18 protein-coding genes are annotated in these 17,936 nt (G+C 62.1%); 7 read left to right on the forward strand and 11 right to left on the reverse strand.

Going from position 1 to position 17,936, the window contains the following annotated elements; translation table 11 throughout:
• Positions 1-110: 110 nt before the first annotated feature.
• Positions 111-2,093, reverse strand: a complete 1,983-nt coding sequence (locus F6V25_RS17485) for an OmpA family protein (RefSeq protein ID WP_151128308.1) — start codon at positions 2,091-2,093, stop codon at positions 111-113.
• A gap of 264 nt (positions 2,094-2,357) precedes the next feature.
• Here F6V25_RS17485 and F6V25_RS09225 point away from each other — a divergent pair, with 264 nt between their 5' ends.
• Positions 2,358-3,797 carry a DUF3426 domain-containing protein gene (locus tag F6V25_RS09225; protein ID WP_151128480.1) on the forward strand — a complete coding sequence of 480 codons (1,440 nt, stop codon included), beginning with the start codon at positions 2,358-2,360 and terminating at the stop codon, positions 3,795-3,797.
• A 90-nt stretch (positions 3,798-3,887) separates the two neighbouring features.
• Here the strand turns inward: F6V25_RS09225 and F6V25_RS09230 are convergent, their stop codons facing one another.
• The 4 genes from F6V25_RS09230 to F6V25_RS09245 form a co-directional block, all read right to left on the reverse strand.
• Positions 3,888-4,364, reverse strand: coding sequence for an FKBP-type peptidyl-prolyl cis-trans isomerase (locus tag F6V25_RS09230; RefSeq protein ID WP_149307623.1), 477 nt, complete (start codon positions 4,362-4,364; stop codon positions 3,888-3,890).
• A gap of 96 nt (positions 4,365-4,460) precedes the next feature.
• On the reverse strand, positions 4,461-4,775 hold the full coding sequence (locus F6V25_RS09235; protein ID WP_151128309.1) for a DUF167 domain-containing protein: 315 nt from the start codon (positions 4,773-4,775) through the stop codon (positions 4,461-4,463).
• Complete coding sequence (locus F6V25_RS09240; RefSeq protein ID WP_151128310.1) at positions 4,762-5,214, reverse strand: DivIVA domain-containing protein; 453 nt, start codon at positions 5,212-5,214, stop codon at positions 4,762-4,764. Before F6V25_RS09240 ends, F6V25_RS09235 begins: the two co-directional genes overlap by 14 nt.
• Positions 5,215-5,220: 6 nt before the next feature.
• On the reverse strand, positions 5,221-5,547 hold the full coding sequence (locus tag F6V25_RS09245; protein ID WP_149307620.1) for a YggT family protein: 327 nt from the start codon (positions 5,545-5,547) through the stop codon (positions 5,221-5,223).
• 189 nt (positions 5,548-5,736) lie between these two features.
• Between F6V25_RS09245 and F6V25_RS09250 the strand changes: the two genes are divergently transcribed.
• From F6V25_RS09250 to F6V25_RS09275, 6 genes are all read left to right on the forward strand, one after another.
• On the forward strand, positions 5,737-6,537 hold the full coding sequence (locus tag F6V25_RS09250; protein WP_151128311.1) for an inositol monophosphatase family protein: 801 nt from the start codon (positions 5,737-5,739) through the stop codon (positions 6,535-6,537).
• The gene (locus F6V25_RS09255; RefSeq protein ID WP_151128312.1) at positions 6,534-6,857 is read left to right on the forward strand and encodes a hypothetical protein; all 324 of its coding nucleotides are present in this window, start codon (positions 6,534-6,536) and stop codon (positions 6,855-6,857) included. The genes F6V25_RS09250 and F6V25_RS09255 overlap by 4 nt, the downstream gene beginning before the upstream one ends.
• Positions 6,858-6,994: 137 nt before the next feature.
• Positions 6,995-7,975: a beta-ketoacyl-ACP synthase III gene (locus tag F6V25_RS09260; protein WP_151128313.1), complete on the forward strand. Its 981-nt coding sequence runs from the start codon at positions 6,995-6,997 to the stop codon at positions 7,973-7,975.
• A 219-nt stretch (positions 7,976-8,194) separates the two neighbouring features.
• Entirely contained in the window at positions 8,195-8,758 is a 564-nt protein-coding gene (locus F6V25_RS09265; protein WP_151128314.1) for an RNA polymerase sigma factor, read from the forward strand.
• Positions 8,748-9,053 (forward strand): hypothetical protein, encoded by a 306-nt coding sequence (locus tag F6V25_RS09270; RefSeq protein WP_151128315.1) that lies wholly within the window; start codon positions 8,748-8,750, stop codon positions 9,051-9,053. Before F6V25_RS09265 ends, F6V25_RS09270 begins: the two co-directional genes overlap by 11 nt.
• Position 9,054: 1 nt before the next feature.
• Positions 9,055-9,450, forward strand: coding sequence for a hypothetical protein (locus tag F6V25_RS09275; protein ID WP_151128316.1), 396 nt, complete (start codon positions 9,055-9,057; stop codon positions 9,448-9,450).
• A 3-nt stretch (positions 9,451-9,453) separates the two neighbouring features.
• Here the strand turns inward: F6V25_RS09275 and F6V25_RS09280 are convergent, their stop codons facing one another.
• The 6 genes from F6V25_RS09280 to gyrA all read right to left on the reverse strand — a co-directional run bounded on the left by F6V25_RS09280 (position 9,454) and on the right by gyrA (position 17,911).
• A complete protein-coding gene (locus F6V25_RS09280) occupies positions 9,454-10,506 on the reverse strand; it encodes a class I SAM-dependent methyltransferase (protein WP_151128317.1) in 1,053 nt (350 codons plus the stop codon).
• A 157-nt stretch (positions 10,507-10,663) separates the two neighbouring features.
• Positions 10,664-11,752, reverse strand: a complete 1,089-nt coding sequence (gene mqnE, locus F6V25_RS09285; RefSeq protein ID WP_151128318.1) for an aminofutalosine synthase MqnE — start codon at positions 11,750-11,752, stop codon at positions 10,664-10,666.
• Between the two features lie 219 nt (positions 11,753-11,971).
• The gene (gene ispF / locus F6V25_RS09290; RefSeq protein ID WP_151128319.1) at positions 11,972-12,448 is read right to left on the reverse strand and encodes a 2-C-methyl-D-erythritol 2,4-cyclodiphosphate synthase; all 477 of its coding nucleotides are present in this window, start codon (positions 12,446-12,448) and stop codon (positions 11,972-11,974) included.
• A 162-nt stretch (positions 12,449-12,610) separates the two neighbouring features.
• Positions 12,611-13,621: an NAD(P)H-dependent glycerol-3-phosphate dehydrogenase gene (locus F6V25_RS09295; RefSeq protein WP_151128320.1), complete on the reverse strand. Its 1,011-nt coding sequence runs from the start codon at positions 13,619-13,621 to the stop codon at positions 12,611-12,613.
• On the reverse strand, positions 13,611-15,182 hold the full coding sequence (locus F6V25_RS09300; protein ID WP_191966147.1) for a HEAT repeat domain-containing protein: 1,572 nt from the start codon (positions 15,180-15,182) through the stop codon (positions 13,611-13,613). The genes F6V25_RS09295 and F6V25_RS09300 overlap by 11 nt, the downstream gene beginning before the upstream one ends.
• A 167-nt stretch (positions 15,183-15,349) precedes the next feature.
• A complete protein-coding gene (gene gyrA / locus F6V25_RS09305) occupies positions 15,350-17,911 on the reverse strand; it encodes a DNA gyrase subunit A (RefSeq protein ID WP_151128322.1) in 2,562 nt (853 codons plus the stop codon).
• Positions 17,912-17,936: the final 25 nt, after the last annotated feature.

Genomic DNA, 17,936 nt, shown 5'->3' on the forward strand with positions numbered 1-17,936 from the left:
AGATTTGTTGTGCTTCTGCGGTGCTTGCCATCTATCGGCCTGATGAGGCGGCGCAGTGTCGCCTCCCGTCGCATCAGGCCGGGACTCCCGGGCCGATTCCGCGGAAAAGGTTACTGTACCACGGTGGGGCCCTGTGTCGTGAGAGTTATCACGGTCACACCCCGCCGGTTCTTGCGGCGTCCCTCGGCCGTCCTGTTGCTGGCGACGGGGATGGAACAGCCATAGGCGTTGATGCTGATCCTTTCCGGATCGATGTCGCCGTTGTGCAGTATCTGGTTCTTGATATTGACGGCCCTGACGCGGGAAAGGGTCATATTGTAATCGAACGGTCCCGTGTAGTCGGCATGCCCTTCCACATGGGCGGATACCTGGGGGTTCTTCTTCATAAACTCGTAAATCGCCTTGATCTTCTGGTAGTATTTGGGGTTGATGTCGGCCTTGTCTACCCTGAAGGTGATGACAAGCTTCATCAGCGGTTTTTCGTCGTAAACGATCCTGCTGTCGGGGGTCGCGGGGCAGCTGTCCATGGCTGCGGTAAAATAGCCTGCGCTGGACATGCCTTTTCGCGGCAGGAACGGTTTGATGGGCACATCGATCAGTATGGGCGTCGCCTCGGGGGGCTCGGGCTCCGGTCCCGGCTTTTGAGGTGCCGGCGCTATGGGGGCGGCAGCCACGGGTGGTGTCGACCGTACGGGCGCCATGGCCGGCCGCGGCGCCGGAACCGTCGGAACGGCAACTACCGCAGCAGGAGGAACCGGAGCAGCAACCACTGGAGCAGCAACCACGGGAGCGGCAACCACAGGAGCAGCAACCGCAGGAGCAGCAACCGTCGGAGCAGCAACCACGGGAGCAGCAACCGGCGGGGGAGGAGGGGCCGGAGCGGTAACTGCCGGAGCCGTGGGCACCGCAGTGGCGCTCCCCAGCGGGCAGCCATCCTTGTCTACCGGGACCCCCCAGGGGGTTCCGGGACATTTGTCGAGATAGTTGGGGACCCCGTCGCAATCGGAATCCAGCAGGGTTACGCCATTGAGCTTGGCGATGCAATCCGTCATGGCGGTACCAGGGGCGGGCTGCGGTCCCTTCCGGGGAACGGCGGCGGCTGGCGGCGCGGCGGCAGGTGCCGCGAGGTTGGTCGTTGTTTTCTCCCCGGCTGCCGCCCCTGCCGGAGCTTGCACGGCCGTTGCGGGGGCGGCGGTTTCGGCCTGTTCCGTCGTTTTGGCCGGGCAACCATCCTTGTCTACCTTGACGTCTGCCGCTGTTCCGGGACATTTGTCCAGGTAGTCGGGGATACCGTCGCCGTCACTGTCAAACGGGCAGCCATCCTTATCGACTTTGACCCCTGGCGGCGTTCCGGGGCATTTGTCCAGATAGTCGGGCACGCCGTCGCCGTCGCTGTCCATCGGACAGCCGTCCCGGTCCACCTTGACCCCCTTGGGGGTTTCCGGGCATTTGTCCAGGTAGTCCGGCACCCCGTCTTTGTCGGAATCGACCGGCGGCACCCGTTTCAGCGACTTGTCATAACCCAGAAGGAATGACAGGCCGAGGGACGCCTCAAAGTTGCTGCGGGCGGCCATGTCCCGGTACACGAAGAGGTGGCGCAGGTCCATCCGCAGCGCGAGATAATCCTTGAGAAAGTATTTGGCGCTGGCGCCGTAGTCGAAAAATGCGTTTGCAGACGAGGGGCTGCCGCCGCCATCCACGTACATGCCGCCGACGCCGATGGCAAAAGAGGGGACGAACCGCTCCCTGGGCCGGAGGGAATAGAGCGCCTCGGTGCGCAGGAGATAGGCATTGACGGAGCTTTTATTCGATTTCAGGCGGGTCATGGCCACGTCGAGCCCGGCTTCGATCCCCAGGCTGTCGATGGCGTTGCGGCCGATGATGTCGTATCCCAGGCGGAGGCCGTAGCTGGGACTCGCCTCCAGGTTGCTGTGGCCGTCGAACACGAGCATGCCGGCAACCGGGGTGAGGGAAACCGAAGGCGTGACGGCGGCGGCTTGGCGTGGAGCGCGGAAATCCACGGCAGCCAGGCAATCCCTGTGTGCGGACATGATCACGGTGCCGAGGAGTATGGATACGATGAACCTGCGCAACGATTTCTCCGTCCACATTAGAGATTTAAACTGCTACCATATACTACGTATAGCCACCCACTTTCAACCAAAACCACTATTTCGTGCAGGCCGGTTGTCAATTGAAAAAAAGTGCATGCGGGATTCCCACAGGTTACAGAGCGCGGCGGGCGAAGTATGAACTGCTTTTTAAGAATTTGACACCGCTACCCCTTTTTGATATAGACCATAGACGGTTCAAGTGTTTAAGTACTGTGCCACCACTTATTCAGCGGGGAGTCGCAGATGATTATCCAGTGTGAACAGTGCTCCACGAAATTCAGGCTCGATGATGCCAAGATCAAGGACAAGGGCGTCAAGGTCCGCTGCGCCAAGTGCCGGCACGTATTCACCGTCACGAAGCAGCAGGATCTGGAGTCCCCGGGCGAAACCCCGGCCGGCTTTGGGCTGCCGTCTGCGCCTGGCCCGGATGACGCTCCGGCTCATGACGCCGTTGCCCAGAGTGAGGCGCTGTCGAGCCATCCGTTTGCCGCAGGGAGTCTGGGTGATGACGTTTCATTCGCTTCGCCGGCGGTAGAGCCTCCCCCGGCTCCGACGGGGGAGGCTGATTTCGGCTTTTCCTTTTCCGATGAGACGCCGGGTGCTTCTGCAGGCCATGAGGAAGCACCGGCTCCCGCCAACGAGGCAGATTTTTCCGATTTCGATTTCGGCGATGTTGCAGCAGCCAAGGAGCCGGTGAGTGCATCGCCGGCCCCGGATTTCAGCGGAGAAGGCCGCCATTCCGCTGCCCCCGCCCCGGATGCCTCCGGTTTCGATTTCGGTGATGAAAATCTGTTCGGCGATGCGGTCGCACCCCCTGTGCCCGAAGAGCCTGCCGAACCGATCTCCTTCGATTTTTCGGCCGATGCGTTTGCCGATTCCCTGGGGGCGTCTGAAGAGGCGCCGGGAGGGGAAGGGGCCGTGAGCGGTATCGCTGCAGCCCAGGCCGACGAACCCTTCAGCCTGGGGGAAATCGACTTCGGCGACGAGTTGACCTCCGTAGCCGTGCAGCACGTCAACCCCGAGGAACTCAAGCCCGCCCAGGAACTGCTCTTTGCCCCCCTGGCGGAAGCGCAGGAAAAGAAGGGCTCCGATGTCGGGGAGGGGCCTGACGCCGCGGCCTTCTTTACCACACAGCAGGAAGAGCTGCCGCCGCTTTCCATCTCCTCGCGCCGCAAACAGAGCCCCGTCTTCATGGGGGTGGCCGCCGCGCTTGTCGTGGCTGTTGTGGCGCTGTTGGGCTATGCCGGGTACTCGATGTTCGGCGTGGAGAAGGTGGCAAAGGAGAGCGGACGGATTTCGGTACGCGGGATAAATGCCGCTTTTGTCAAGAACAGCGCCGCCGGGGAGCTTGTCGTGATCAGCGGCGAGGCGGTCAACGAATTTGGGGGGCCGCGGGCCGCCATCCAGGTCAAGGGAATGATCTACGGTCCGAATGGACAGGTGCTGGCAAGCAAGAGCGCCTTCTGCGGAAACCCCTTGACCAGGGAACAGTTGGCCGGTATGCCGCTGGACAAGATAGAGGCTGCCATGGCCAACCAGTTCGGCGATTCGCTGGACAATCTGGAGGTGCAGCCGGGGAAAGCGATCCCCTTTGTGATCGTGATCGCCAAGCCGCCAGCGGATGCCAGGGACTACGGCGTACAGCCGGCCGGTTCCACGGTGGCTACGGGAAAACAACCCTAGCGCTCACCGCGTGGCGGGATGAAAGAAAAAGGGCCGTGGAGCAATTCCGCGGCCCTTCTGTTTTTCGGTGAGGCGCTTGCCCCGGAACCGTTAGAGTATCTCCACCAGTTTGATGTCGAAGGTCAGATCCTGTCCGGCCAGCGGGTGGTTGGCATCGAGGGTGACGGTGGTGTCGGTCACCTCGGTTACCATGACCGGCATTGCCGAGCCGTCCTGGAGGATGACCTCCATCTGCTGGCCCGGTTCCGGGTTGATGTCGCCCGGAATCTCGCTCCGTTCGATCACGGCTACCATCTCTTCGGCGCGGGGGCCATAGGCCTCCTCGGAGGCTATGGAAACCTGAACCCTCTGGCCCGGTTCGAGGCCGATTACGGCCGCTTCGAATTTTGGGATCAGGTGCCCCTCGCCGATGACGAATTCCATCGGTGCGCCGGCCTGGCCGCCGCATCCGCATGAATCGTCGCTGCATTCGTCGGCACCCTTTTCCGAACTGTCGAATATGGAGCCATCCTCAAGCGTGCCGGTATAATGCACGCGAACCTTGTCGCCGTTTTTTGCCTGTGCCATGTGTGTCTTTCCTTTCGTTGTTTAATTCAGCCATCTGACAGATAGGTGGGGAACAGGCATAATCCGTAAGGGCCGATACGTATTGTTTGGTCAGCGTTACGGGGTGATCAACGCTTCCAGCGTTCTTCTCAGTAATGCGGGATCCTTGCCGCAGATTTTGACGCGTTTGCGCCGCGAGGTTTCTCCCGAGACGATCTCCACCGCCGATTTGGCGACATCAAAACGTTCGGCCAGAAATTCCCGGCACAGCTTGTTGGCTGCGCCATCCACCGGCGGCGAGGTCAGGCGGATCTTCAGGGCATTGTCCTGGATGCCGCACACCTCGTTCTTGGATGCCCGTGGCTGGATGTGAAGGGTAAGGATGATGCCTCCGTCCGTATCAGCACAGAGGGGCGGGTCAGCTTTGCTCATCGCCGGAGAGTTGACGGGCGTAGCTGTCCAGAAGGGCTTTGAGGCTGATCTCGAACTGGACTTTCTGGCGGCGGACCTCTTCGATGCGGGCCTTGAGATCGCCCAACTGGCGTTCGGCATCCATCACGATCCGTTCGGCCCTGAGTTCGGCTTCGGAAACGAGCAGCGACGCCTCTTTCTGGGCATTGGCCTTCATCTCCTCGGTGATCCGTTGGGCGGCCAGCATGGTTTCGCGGAGGTCCTTTTCCTTCTCGCCCATCTCGGCCATCTCCCGGTTATGACGGGCCTGCTGCTCTTTCAGTTCGTTATTTTCGCGGAGCAGGTTTTCCATTTCCGAGGCGACGGATTGCAGGAAGGCGTCCACATCTTCCGGATCCAGGCCTCCCAGCATCTTGCCTTTGAACTGCTGCTGCTGGATATCGAGCGGGGTGATCTTCATCGCTGGTTAACCTCTCAATTTGAGTGACATGCTGGCCGTCATGAGGTACTGGTAGGCGGTATCCAATACCACGATCTGCAGTACGTAGATCAGGGCAAAGGCTACCAGGGGGGACAGGTCGAGCATGCCGGTGTCGGGCATGTGGCGTCTGATCCTGCGCAGGAGCGGGTCGGTGACGCGGTAGATGAAGTTGACGATCGGGTTGTAAGGATCGGCATTCACCCACGAGATGATCACGCTGGCCAGCAGGATGTACTTGTAGATGGTCAAAAGGCCGTTGCCCAGTTCCACGATCTTGGCCAGGGCCAGGAGTATGTTTGCAAAAAGTACCACGTCTGATCGCTCCGTATGGTGCCCGGTCGGCATGATTTGATAAGATAAACGGGCTAGAATATGCCTTAAAGTACGTGTAATGTCAAAGCAGAAAGACAGATACTTGTCAGGGGGCTGTGAGTCTGGTATAAACAGCTCCGGTAAAGGCGGCGCATCCAGGCCGCCTTCTTTTTATGGCGAGGGGTGACGATGAACGAGTACCGGGAATACCTTGAGAGCGCCGTAACGGCGGCCATGGCGGCGGGAAGTTTCCAGCGCCACCGTTTCGCGTCGCGTCTGAAGATCGACCTGAAGGGCGACAAGAACCTGGTGACCGAGGTGGATCGGGAGTCTGAACGGCTGATCGTGGAACACCTCCTGACCCGTTTTCCGGGCCACACCATTATTGCGGAAGAGGGGGAGTATCCGCCGGGGGACCCCGGGTTCCGCTGGATCATCGATCCCCTGGACGGTACGACCAACTACGCCCACGGCTTCCCCTGGTTCTGCGTCTCCATCGCCCTGGAGGCGGAGGGGGAGTTGGCGGCGGGCGTGATCTATAACCCCCTGTCCGACGAACTCTTCACGGCCGCAAAGGGGGGCGGTGCCTACATGAACGGCCGCCGTTTGCGGGTTTCCGCCAACGCTCCCCTCAAAAACACCCTGCTGGGCACCGGCTTCCCCTATGACTGCGCCACCGATCCGGCCAACAACTTCGGCAGCTTCATCGCCTTCCAGAAAGCGGCCCGCGGCATCCGCCGGGCCGGCGCCGCCGCCCTGGACCTGGCCTTTGTCGCCGCGGGCCGTCTGGACGGTTTCTGGGAACTGAAGCTCAAACCGTGGGACGTGACCGCCGGGGTCCTGCTGGTCCGCGAAGCCGGGGGGATGGTGACCACCTTCGACGGCTCGGCCTATGACGTCTTCAATGACCGCATCCTGGCCAGCAACGGCCTGGTCCACGACGACATGACGGCCCTGCTCGCCGCATCCGCCGCGGGGACCGCCCCATGACGCGCAAACGGACCGCGTTGCTCCTCTCCGCCCTTGTCCTGCCCGGCCTGGGGCAACTCTACCTCGGCCGCAAGGTGGCGGGCATCGCCATCATCATGGTGCTCAACCTGCTCCTGCTCTTGGCGTTGTTCGTGGTGTTGAAGGGGCTCGGGCCGGTGATTGCCGCCAAGGTGACCGCCGGCGCGGTTACGGTCTCGCCCGGCGAAGCCATGACGGCCTTGAAGGGGGTCTCCGGTTTCGGAAAGGGATTATTGGTCGCATTTGCCTTGGTGTGGGCCTTTTCCGTTGCCGATGTCCTGCGCTGCCGCGTCGGGGAATGATTGCGTGATGCCCCTGCTTCCTGAGTGTGTCGTTTATACAACATTCCGATTGACAAACAACGTTATTTTGTGAGAAATTCGAGTAGATTTACTTATTACGAGAGCAAATGCACGGCACGTGCGACATCGGGGATATCATGATTCATGCGCAGGTCATCGGCAGCGGGGCGTATTCACCGGAACGGGTGGTTAAAAACGAGTTTTTCGAGGATCTGGTGCCGAACGCCGACGAATGGGTGTTCTCCCGCACCGGCATCCGTGAGCGCCGGTTCGCCCGAGAGGATCAGGCGACCTCCGACCTGGCGACCATTGCCGCCCGGCAGGCCCTGGAGGCGGCCGGTATCGACGCCTCCGAGATAGACTGTCTTGTGGTGGGCACCTCGACGCCGGACATGATCCTGCCGGCAACGGCCTGTATCGTCCAGCACAACATCGGTGCCGTCAATGCCTTCGCCTTTGATGTCAATTCGGTGTGCAGCAGTTTTGTCTATGCCCTGGAAGTGGCCGATAATTTCATCAAGTGCGGCAAGTACAAGACGGTGATGGCCATCGGCGCGGACACCTACTCCAAGATCCTCGATTTCGAGGACAAGTCCTCCTGCCCGCTGTTCGGCGATGGCGCCGGGGCGGCGATCCTGAGGGCCACCGAAGAGGACAAGGGGGTGCTCTGCACCTACATGCGCAGCGACGGCAGCGGCTGGCCGCTGATCCAGGTTCCCTCCTCCGGTTCGCGCAAACCGGTCACCGCCGAGACCATCGCCGCCCACGAGAATACCTTCAAGATGGCCGGCAAGCAGGTCTATATCTTCGCCACCGAGGTGATCCCCGAGATTATCGTGGAGATCTGCAAGAGGGGCGGCATCCAGGTCTCGGATATCGACTACATCATCCCGCACCAGGCCAACGTGCGCATGATCGATTTCATCGCCAAGAAATGCGGCTATCCCAAGGAACGTTTTCTCCTGAACCTGGACCGGTGCGGCAATACCTCGGCCGCCTCGGTGGCCCTGGTACTCGACGAAAACCTGCGCAACGGCACCATCAAGCCGGGCAATCTGGTCCTGACCATGGGCTTTGGCGGCGGCCTCTCTTGGGGCGGCCTGCTGATCAGGTTCTGATGCCGACCGCGCAGAGCGTCTGACGTCACCCCCATCGAGCAAAGCCACCGCATTCTGGTGGCTTTGCCTATTTGGCCCCATGGTGTAACCTTTTCCTTGTCCCCGCCGTCTAATGTGCAGAAAACGGGCACAACCGAGCCGGGATGGTGCGAAAGGGAGACGTCCCCCACACAACTTCGTATCGTACCGCGTGCAATGACCAGGGATATTTCGACAATTGTGACCAATGTGCCAGAGCAGCATTCCGACGAGAGCCTGATCAGCGCCACCCTTGCGGGCGACGATGGGGCCTATGCACTGTTGGTCACCCGCTACAAGCGGCGCATCTTCGGACTGGCTGCGCGTTTTGCCCGTGACAACGACGAGTTGGAAGACATTTGCCAGGAGGTATTCATCAAGGCCTTCGAAAACCTGGCGTCGTTCCGGCACGATGCCCCCTTTGAGCACTGGTTGACGCGCATTGCCGTGCGGGCCAGCCACGATGCGCTCCGCCGCCGGCGGCGTGAGAAGGGGCAAAGCGGTTTCGACGACTATGTCTTCGAGGTGCGGGACGCTGCCGCCGAGGCGCGTCACGAGGCGCGCGAGGCCCGTGATCTTCTGAAGTGGGCGTTCACGCGTCTCAAGGCGGAAGAGCGGATCGTCATTACCCTGCTGGAGTTGGAGGGGCATTCGGTACGGGAGATTTCGGCATTGACGGGGTGGAGCGAAGCAAACGTGAAGGTTCGCGCCCATCGGGCGCGTCAGGTGTTGAAGCGGGTACTGGAGGAAAGCGATGAACCATAACGAGGATGAAAGATTGGACCGGCTTTTTGCGGCGGCGCGTACCGTACCGGTGGATACCTCTGTTTTGGAAGATCATTTCGAAACCAGGCTGATGGCCAGGTTGGGGGAACGGCGCAGGGAGGTGATCCCGTGGTATGCGGTGATGTGGCGCATGGTGCCGCTGTTCGCCGTTCTGGTGGCCGTCATCGCGGTGTACGGCACCAACTTCGGGCCGTCGCCCTCCGGCGACCTGTTTGCGGCCATCAGTTCCAGTCAGGAAGAGTATCTGGCGCAGAACATCCTGACGGGGGAATGATATGAAGAATTTCAAGGCGATAGCGGGAATCCTGGTGGTGTTCCTCCTCGGTGCCGCGGGTGGGGCTGTGGTCACCTATCTGGTTCAGAAAGCCCATTTTGAACAATCCGTCATCGGCACTCACAAGATACGGGAAGAGGTCATCGTAGAGCGGCTCACCAAGATGCTTAGCCTGGACAGCCGCCAGCAGGAGCAGGTCAAGGCCATCACCCATGAAACCCATGAGGGGATCGGCGCGCTGAAAAAACAGATTCGTCCCCAAATCGAGGTCCTGCTCACGAGGGGGCAAGGGCGCATAGAGGCGGTGTTGCGGCCGGACCAGCGGGAAACGTTCCGGAAGCTCGTCGCCGATTGGGAGGCGCGCAAGAACCAGAAGGGCGAACGGAACCGCAATTGAACATTACCGTTTCAAGCCGCCGACCCCCGCGCCGGCTGCAAACGGGGCAAGTCCTGCCGAGGTAAACAATGCCTGCACTTCATGGTGCGGGCATTTCTGTTTCCACCCCCCGTGGAAGCTGTCCGCCGCCAGCAGAACTCCGCCCGGCCCGAGCAGGTGCGCCAGGTTTTCCACAACCTGCCTGATCTCCCCCGGTTGGTTGATGATCGGTCCCCCCAGGAGCCCGTTGCAGAGGATGAGCTCGAAGCGTTGCCGCTCCGGCGGCAGGGCCAGAAGGTCGGCCTGCCGGAAGGAGAGGCACTGCTCCGCACCGCCGGCGAATACCGGTGCCGCCCACTCCCGGAAGGTGCCCTGCCGCATCGGGTCGTGGGGAAAAGCGGCATGGGCCGCGGCCCACACCTCCAACGGATCCACGGTCCACCCCTCAACCCGAAAGCCTTCCGGCGTCACGCCGTATTCAAGCAACAGCCGCGCCAGGCCATAGGTAGCGGCGCCGTCGCCGCAGGCGGCATCCAGGCAGCGCACCGGTTGCTCCCCTGTCGGGCGTTGTTCCAGCCAGCGCCGGATAACGGCGGTCTGCTCCGGGTAGCGGTCCATGGCCCCCCCGTAGAACCGTTTCGGCATGCCGGACCAGAAGAGGTAGTTCCTGCGCGCCTCACTATCCGCCACCAGCCGTTGCAGCAGACGGGCCGGGGTCGTGCAGGCGGAGAGGAGCGCCGGCAGGAGAGCCGCCACGCCGGCCCAACTGAGCGCGTCGCGGAAAACCCCGGCGGCAGGCGGCGTCGGGCAGCTGAGGGCGGCCCGCTGGAAGCGGTTGAAGATCGGCCGCACAAAGGCCAGGGGGAACCAGAGTTCGCTCTGGTAATGGATTTCGGGGGTCGGGCAGAGGCCGGGGGCTGGCCAGGGGGGCGGACAGAATGCGGCACAGGCAAGGGACATGCGCCGGAGCCGCTCCAGGTCGGGCTGGATAGGGACGGGGTCGAGCTGGGACGGGATGAGCCTTTCGAGACGGCAATCGGCAACCCCGGGGTCAAGGGACGGGGTGAAGCGGACCATCAAATGCTCCTGAATCCGTGACGCCTCCCTGCCTCCGTTTGTCCGGAAGGCCTCAGCCTTTCCCTTTCAGAAGAGAGCGACACGTCGGCGGAGGACCGACATATAACACGGGCGACGTGCGGGCTCCGGCTCTTCCGGTCACTGCGGCATTCCGGCATCACGGATTCAGGTAGCTGTTGAGCGGTCGGTACAGGGTATCCCGTTCCACGGGGGTCCGGCCGGCCTTGCCGATCATGCGGATGATGCCCTCCTTGGTCAGGGACTGGGGGCTCCGGGCCCCGGCGTCGTGGCCGATCTTCTCCTCCACCACGGTGCCGTCCAGGTCGTTGACCCCGAAGGCCAGTGCGACCTGGGCGATCTTTTCCCCCAGCATGACCCAGTAGGCCTTGATGTGGTTGAAGTTGTCCAGGAAGATGCGGGCAACGGCCAGGGTCTTCAGGTCATCCAGTCCCGAGGTCCCCTTGATGTTCAGTTTCAGGTCCGAATTCTCCGGTTGAAAGGCCAGGGGGATGAAGGCCTGGAAGCCTCCGGTCCGGTCCTGCAACTCCCGCAGGAGTTCCATGTGCCGGACCCGGTCGGCCGGCCCTTCCACATGGCCGTAGAGCATGGTGGCGTTGGTCTTCAGCCCGGCCTCGTGGGCCAGGCGGATGATCTCCAGCCAGCGAGCCCCGGAGATCTTTTCCGGGCAGATCTTCTGGCGGACCTCCTCCACCAGGATTTCGGCGCCGCCCCCCGGCATGGAGCCGAGTCCGGCGGCCTTGAGCCGCTCGAAGACCTGCTCGATGGTCAGCCCGGAGATGCGTCCGAAATAGTCGATCTCCACGGCGGTAAAGGCCTTGATGTGCAGGGTTGGCGCGACCTGGCGGATGGCGTTCAGCACGCGCTCGTAGTGTTCGAAGGGGAGATCGGGGTGGAGCCCGCCGACGATATGCACCTCGGTGGCGCCTTCTTCTTCGGCCTGCTTGGCCTTGCGGCACATGTCCTCCAGGGCCAGGGTATAGGCCCCCTCGTCCCCCGGCGTACGGGAGAAGGCACAGAAAGCGCAACGGTTGACGCAGATGTTGGTCGGGTTGATGTGGCGGTTGACGTTGAAGAAGACGTTTTTGCCGTTCTTGCGTTCGTTGGCCAGGGCCGCCAGTTCTCCGATGGCCAAGAGGTCGTTGGAGTTGAAGAGGAACAGCGCCTCATCGGCGCTGATGCGCTGGTCGGCGCGGACTTTTGCGGCTATGCTCTCAAAGCTTCTCATGGGGAAACCTTTTCTATTGATAACGGGTGGGTTGACATTACCCTGAATCCGTGACGCTTCCATGCCTCCGTTTGTCCGAAAGGCCTCTGCCTCTGCATAAAGGCAGACAACCGACCGTCCGACGGAGGACCGGCGTGGTGAGTGGCTTGCTGCGACACGGGCGGCGTGCGGGCTCCGGCTCTTCCGGCCACGAAGGCTGTCAGCGCCACGGATTCAGGATTACACTTTGCGCTCCAGCAGCGCCACGGCGTGGGCGGAGATCCCCTCGCCGGTTCCGGTGAAGCCGAGGCCCTCCTCGGTGGTGGCCTTGACATTGATCTGATCCCGGTCGGCGTGGAGCACGCGGGCGATGTTCTCCCGCATCCCAGGGATGTGGGGCGCCATCTTGGGCCGCTGGGCGATGATGGTGGCGTCCAGGTTGCCGAGCCGGTAGCCGCGGCGGTCGGTGACCGTCATGACGTGTGCCAGCAGTTTGAGGCTGTCCGCCCCCTCGAAGGCCGGGTCGGTGTCCGGAAAGTGTTTGCCGATATCACCCTCGCCGATGGCGCCCAGAATGGCGTCGGCGATGGCGTGCAGCAGGACGTCGGCATCGGAATGCCCCAGAAGCCCCTTCTCCCAGGGGATCTCCACCCCCCCCATGATCAGTTTTCTTCCCTCCACCAGGCGGTGGACGTCATAACCGTGCCCTATGCGCATGAATCCCTGCCTTTAACAGATATTTGAAAAACTCAGGTTGTTCAAAAATAGTCAGATCGTCGCACCCGCAGAAAGCTCTGCGGAGGCGTAGCAGCGCTACGCCGCACAAAAGGGCTTTCGAGGACGAAGGCCTGATGGCTGTTTTTCAACAACTTTTTAGGTTTATTCAGCCTTCAGATCCCGCGCCATCAGTTCCGTAACCGCCTCGCGGGCCGGTTTGTCCTCGTGGAGGATCTGGTAGGTCTTCTCGACGATCGGCATCTCCACCCCCAGGCGCAGGGCGAGTTGGTGGACCGATTCCGCCGTCTTGACCCCTTCAGCCACCATGCGCATCTCCCCCAGGATGTCGGCCAGTCGCATCCCCTGGCCGAGCTTGAAGCCGACGGTGCGGTTGCGGGAGAGGTCGCCGGTGCAGGTCAGGACCAGGTCGCCCATGCCGGCCAGGCCGGCGAAGGTTGCCGGCTGCGCCCCCATGGCGCGCCCCAGCCGGTTCATCTCCGCCAGGCCGCGGGTGATCAGGGCGGCGCGGGCATTATGGCCGAAGCCGAGGCCGTCGCAGATGCCGGCGGCAATGGCGATCACGTTCTTGACCGCTCCGCCCAGCTCCACACCGGTCACGTCGTTGTTGGTATAGACCCGGAACTGGGGGCTGCTGAAGGCCGCCTGCATGCGCCGGGCGTTGGCCTCGACGCGGGATGCGGCTACGATCAGCGACGGGAGTTCCTGGGCCACCTCCCGGGCAAAGGTCGGCCCCGACAGGGCCACATAGCCCTCGGCCGCTTCCGGCGGCAGCAGTTGGCCGCAGATCTGGGAGACGGTCTGGAGTGTCTCCAGCTCGATCCCCTTGGAGGCGTTGGCGATAACGGTCCCGCCGCCGATAGCGGGGGCGATCTGTTTCAGCACCCCCCGCATGACCTGCACGGGGGTCACCAGCAGGATGATGCCGCGGCCGTCGATGGCCCCGCGGAGATCCCCGGTTGCAACCAGCTTCGGCTGCAACGGAATGCCGGAAAGGTACAGGGAGTTGGTGTGGGCGGTGTTGATCTCCCGGACCAGCTCCTCCTCATAGGCCCACAGGAGGACATCGTGGTCGTTGGCCGCCAGGCGGTTGGCCAGCGCCGTTCCCCAACTCCCGCCGCCGATGACGGCTATCTGCTCGCTCTTACTCTTCATCGTTGGTATAGCCTTCCTCCAGTCGCAAGTCGTACCCTTCTGCCAGGGCCTGGCGGGCCGTATCCACGCTATCCAGCACCAGGCGCCGGATAAAGGGATGGCGGCTCTCGGGCAGGAAGCCTCCCACCAGGCTTAAGGCCGTGGCCAGGGTGCGTTGGACCGCGTCGTCCTCGCTGCCGGTCTGTTGCATGTAGTCGGCGGTCAAGAGCAACCGCTTGATGATCTCGGCGCGACGCGGAATGACCATCTCGTCGCAGAACAGGTTGATCTCGGCCTCCAGAGCCTCTGCCGTCACACCCTCCACGCCGTCCTTCTCCTCCAGAGCCATGAAACGCTCGGCGGCGTCGTAGACGGCCGGTTCGGACAGGATCCACCCTTCCAGGCTCGGGTCGTCCAGCAGTTCGTTGCTGGTCATGACGTAGCCGGGGATCTTCTCGACGATGCCGTCCAGGTGGTTCAGGCTGAAACGGGGGATGTAGGCTTCGGGTTTGAGGGAATCGGGCCGGAACAGGCGCATGTCCACGTAAAAATCGGGCGGCAGGTAGAAACCCTGTTCGCGGCTGCGGTGGAGGGCTTCCCGCAGGGAGGCCAGGGCGTAGCCGGGATCGACCGGGAGCAGCATCTCGCCGTTGATCAGGTCCTTGAGTACGAGGTTGTATTCCTTTTCGTCCCGCATGCGATAGCTGACCGCGTTCAGGAGCCCGTCGGACTCGCCCGTCAGGATGAGCAGGGCGGCGAAGGCGGAATCGTCCAGCTTCCAGGCGAACCAGAGCGACCGCGCGCCATAGAAGTCGATGGGGCCGGCCTGGACATCGTGGAACGGCAGCGGCATGGGGAACGGTTGCGGCAGTTCCGTCGGCTCCTTGATGCCCAGGAAGGAGAGCCGCCGGATGCTGCGCCGGATCAGGTCGGCCACGTCGCCTTCGTGGCGCCGCTCGGCTCTGGTCAGCACGTCCAGCGCACAACCGCTCTTGATCCGTCCCAGCGCCAGGATGGCCTCCCGTACGATCTCGGGCCGTTCGAAGGAGAGCAGGATCTCGAGCAGGGCCACGGCGTCGGGGGAGTTGAGTTCGGCCAACCGGTGGATCATCCGTTCGCGGAAATCATCGGTGACATCCAGGAAGTTGTCGATGAAGCGCACCAGCCCCCGCTCGCCGTCCTTGAGGCAATCGTCGATGAACCCGTCCAGTGATGCGGCGCCGTATCCGGTCAGGGATGCGAAGGGGGGGGCGGTGACGTCGATGCCGCTGTCGTGCAGCAGGTCCAGAAGGGCCAGCTTGCCGTCCTCTTCCAGGTCCTTGCGCTGGATGGTGATCTGGATCAACTGATCCATCCAGGCCGATGCGTCGAAAAAATCCAGCATGCAGGTGTAGCGGTAGATGGCGGTGCCGTTGTGCTCCTGCCACAGTTTGCGGACCAGCGGGTTGAGCGCGCGTTTGCCCGATTTCTGCAGGCGTCGGCCGATGCGCTCCATCTGGTCGCCGGTCAGGTCGTCCCGTTTGAGAAAATCCAGAAGGCGTATGATGCGCCGCCGTTCCCGCAGGGATTTATCAATTTTCAAGGCTCTGGTCATAATATTCTTATTTTACCACGGCGCGCAGAGAGGCAACAGAGGAACATCTGAGGAATTCCCTACTACAAGAATTGTTCTCGCTTTGTTCGTTCCCTTTTCCTTTTATCCGTGTCCCCTGTGCCCTCCGTGGTGAATGCTTTTCAGCTTTTCAATTGTTACTCGGTTTCTTCGCCGGCCTCGTCCGTCCCGTCCTCGAGATCGTCCTCTTCCTTCTCGGCCAGCTTGGCCACGGCCACGACCTTTTCCTTCTCCTCGGTGGTGATCAGGCGCACCCCCTGGGTGTTGCGGCCGATCACCGAGAAGCCGGAGACCGGAACCCGCAGGATCTTGCCGTTGTCGGTGATGACCATCAGGTCGTTGTCGTCGGCTACCTGCATGACGTTGACCACGCTGCCGTTGCGCTCGGTGGTCTTGATGGTGATGATCCCCTTGCCGCCCCTGCTCTGGTCGCGGTACTCGTCCAAGTCGGTGCGCTTGCCGTAGCCGTTTTCGCAGACCGTGAAGATGGTCGAGCCAACGGCGGTGTTGTCCACGATCTCCATGCCGATCACCCGGTCGTCGTCGGACAGGTTCATGCCGCGCACGCCCCGGGTGACGCGCCCCATGGAGCGGGCATCACCTTCGTTGAAGCGGATGGCCTTGCCGTTCTTGGATGCCAGGAAGACATCCTTGCTGCCGTCGGTCAGGGCCACGGAGATCAGGCGGTCGCCGTCGTCCAGCTTGACGGCGATGATGCCGCCACTGCGCACGTTGGAGTATTCGATCAGCGGCGTTTTCTTGACCACGCCGTTACGGGTGGCCATGAACAGGAAGGTGTCTTCGCTGAACTCCTTGACCGGCAGGATGGTGGTGATCTTTTCGTCCATGGCCACATTCACCAGGTTGACCACCGCCTTGCCCTTGGTGGTGCGGCTTCCCTCGGGGATCTCATAGACCTTGAGCCAGTACATGCGGCCGGCATCGGTAAAGCAGAGCAGGTAGTCCTTGGTGGAGGCGATGAAGAGCTGTTCGACGAAATCCTCTTCCTTGGTCTTCATGCCGGTCTTGCCCTTGCCGCCGCGCCGCTGCGAGCGGTACAGGTCCACGGCGCTGCGCTTGATGTAGCCGGTATGGGAGATGGTCACCACCATCTCCTCGTCCTCGATGGTGTCTTCGAGGGAGATGTCGGCGGTCTTGTCCACGATCTCGGAGCGGCGCTTGTCTCCGAACTTGTCGCGGATCTCGGTCAGCTCGGCCACGATGATCTTGAGGATCTCGGCGTCGGATGCCAATATCTCCCGCAGGCGGGTGATGAAGGCCAACACGTCCTCGTATTCGGAAACGATTTTGTCCCGTTCCAGACCGGTCAGGCGTTGCAGACGCATCTCCAGGATGGCCTGGGCCTGGATATCGCTCAGCTGCACCGCATTCTCGTAGCCGGCCGGCCGGGGCAGGTCGAGGCGTTTCAGGTATTCCGGGTCGGCGAACCGACCCTCCATCAGCCCCTGCTTGGCCTCGGGCGGGGTCTTGGACTCGCGGATCAGCTCAATGACCGCGTCCAGCCAGTCCAGGGCGATCTTGAGGCCTTCCAGGATATGAGCCCGGGCCAGGGCCTTCTTCAACTCGAAGTTGGTGCGGCGGGTGACCACCTCGCGGCGGTGATCGACGAAACAGTCCATCATCTCCCGCAGGGTCAGCACCCGGGGGCGGTTGTGGACGATGGCGATCATGATGATGCCGAAGGAGGTCTGCAACTGGGTGTGTTTGTAGAGCTGGTTCAGCAGCACCTCGGCGTTTTCGTCCCGTTTGACCTCGATGACGATCCGCATCCCCTCGCGGTCCGATTCGTCGCGGAGATCGGTGATCCCCTCGATCTTCTTCTCCTTGACCATGTCGGCGATGCTGGAGACCAGCTTGGACTTGTTGACCTGGTAGGGGATCTCGGTGATGATGATCGACTGGCGTTCCGATTTTTTCTGGACCTCCACATGGGCCTTGGCGCGGATCTGGATGATGCCGCGGCCGGTGGCGTAGGCGTCCCTGATCCCCTGGCGGCCGTAGATGGTCGCGCCGGTGGGGAAGTCGGGGCCGGGCACCATCTCCAGCAGCTCCTCGAAGCTCGTCTCCGGGTTGTGGATCACGGCGATGATGCCGTCGATGATCTCCACCAGGTTGTGGGGCGGTATGTTGGTGGCCATGCCGACGGCGATGCCGGCGGAGCCGTTGACCAGCAGGTTGGGGAACTTGGAGGGAAGGACCGTCGGCTCCATCAACTCGTCGTTGTAGTTGGGCGCCATGTTGACGGTCTCTTTGTCCAGGTCGGCCAGGAGCTCGTGGGTCAGCTGGCGCAGACGGATCTCGGTGTAGCGCATGGCCGCCGGGGAATCGCCGTCCACCGAACCGAAGTTGCCCTGGCCCTCGACCAGCATGTAGCGCAGCGAGAAATCCTGGGCCATGCGGACGATGGTGTCGTAGGCGGCCGTGTCGCCGTGGGGGTGATACTTGCCGATAACATCGCCGACCACGCGGGCCGATTTTTTGTACGGCTTGTTATATTCGTTGCCCATGTCGTACATGGCGTACAGACAGCGCCGGTGGACCGGCTTGAGTCCGTCGCGCACGTCAGGCAGCGCGCGGCCGATGATGACCGACATGGCGTAATCCATGTAGGAGCGTTTCATTTCGTCTTCGATGTTGACGGATATCTTGTTTTGCGGCGTGGTGGGATCGTTGATCATTGATTCCTCTTTCAGTGGCTTCTAT

It is taken from the genome of Oryzomonas japonica, from assembly GCF_008802365.1.
GTDB classification, from domain to species: domain Bacteria; phylum Desulfobacterota; class Desulfuromonadia; order Geobacterales; family Pseudopelobacteraceae; genus Oryzomonas; species Oryzomonas japonica.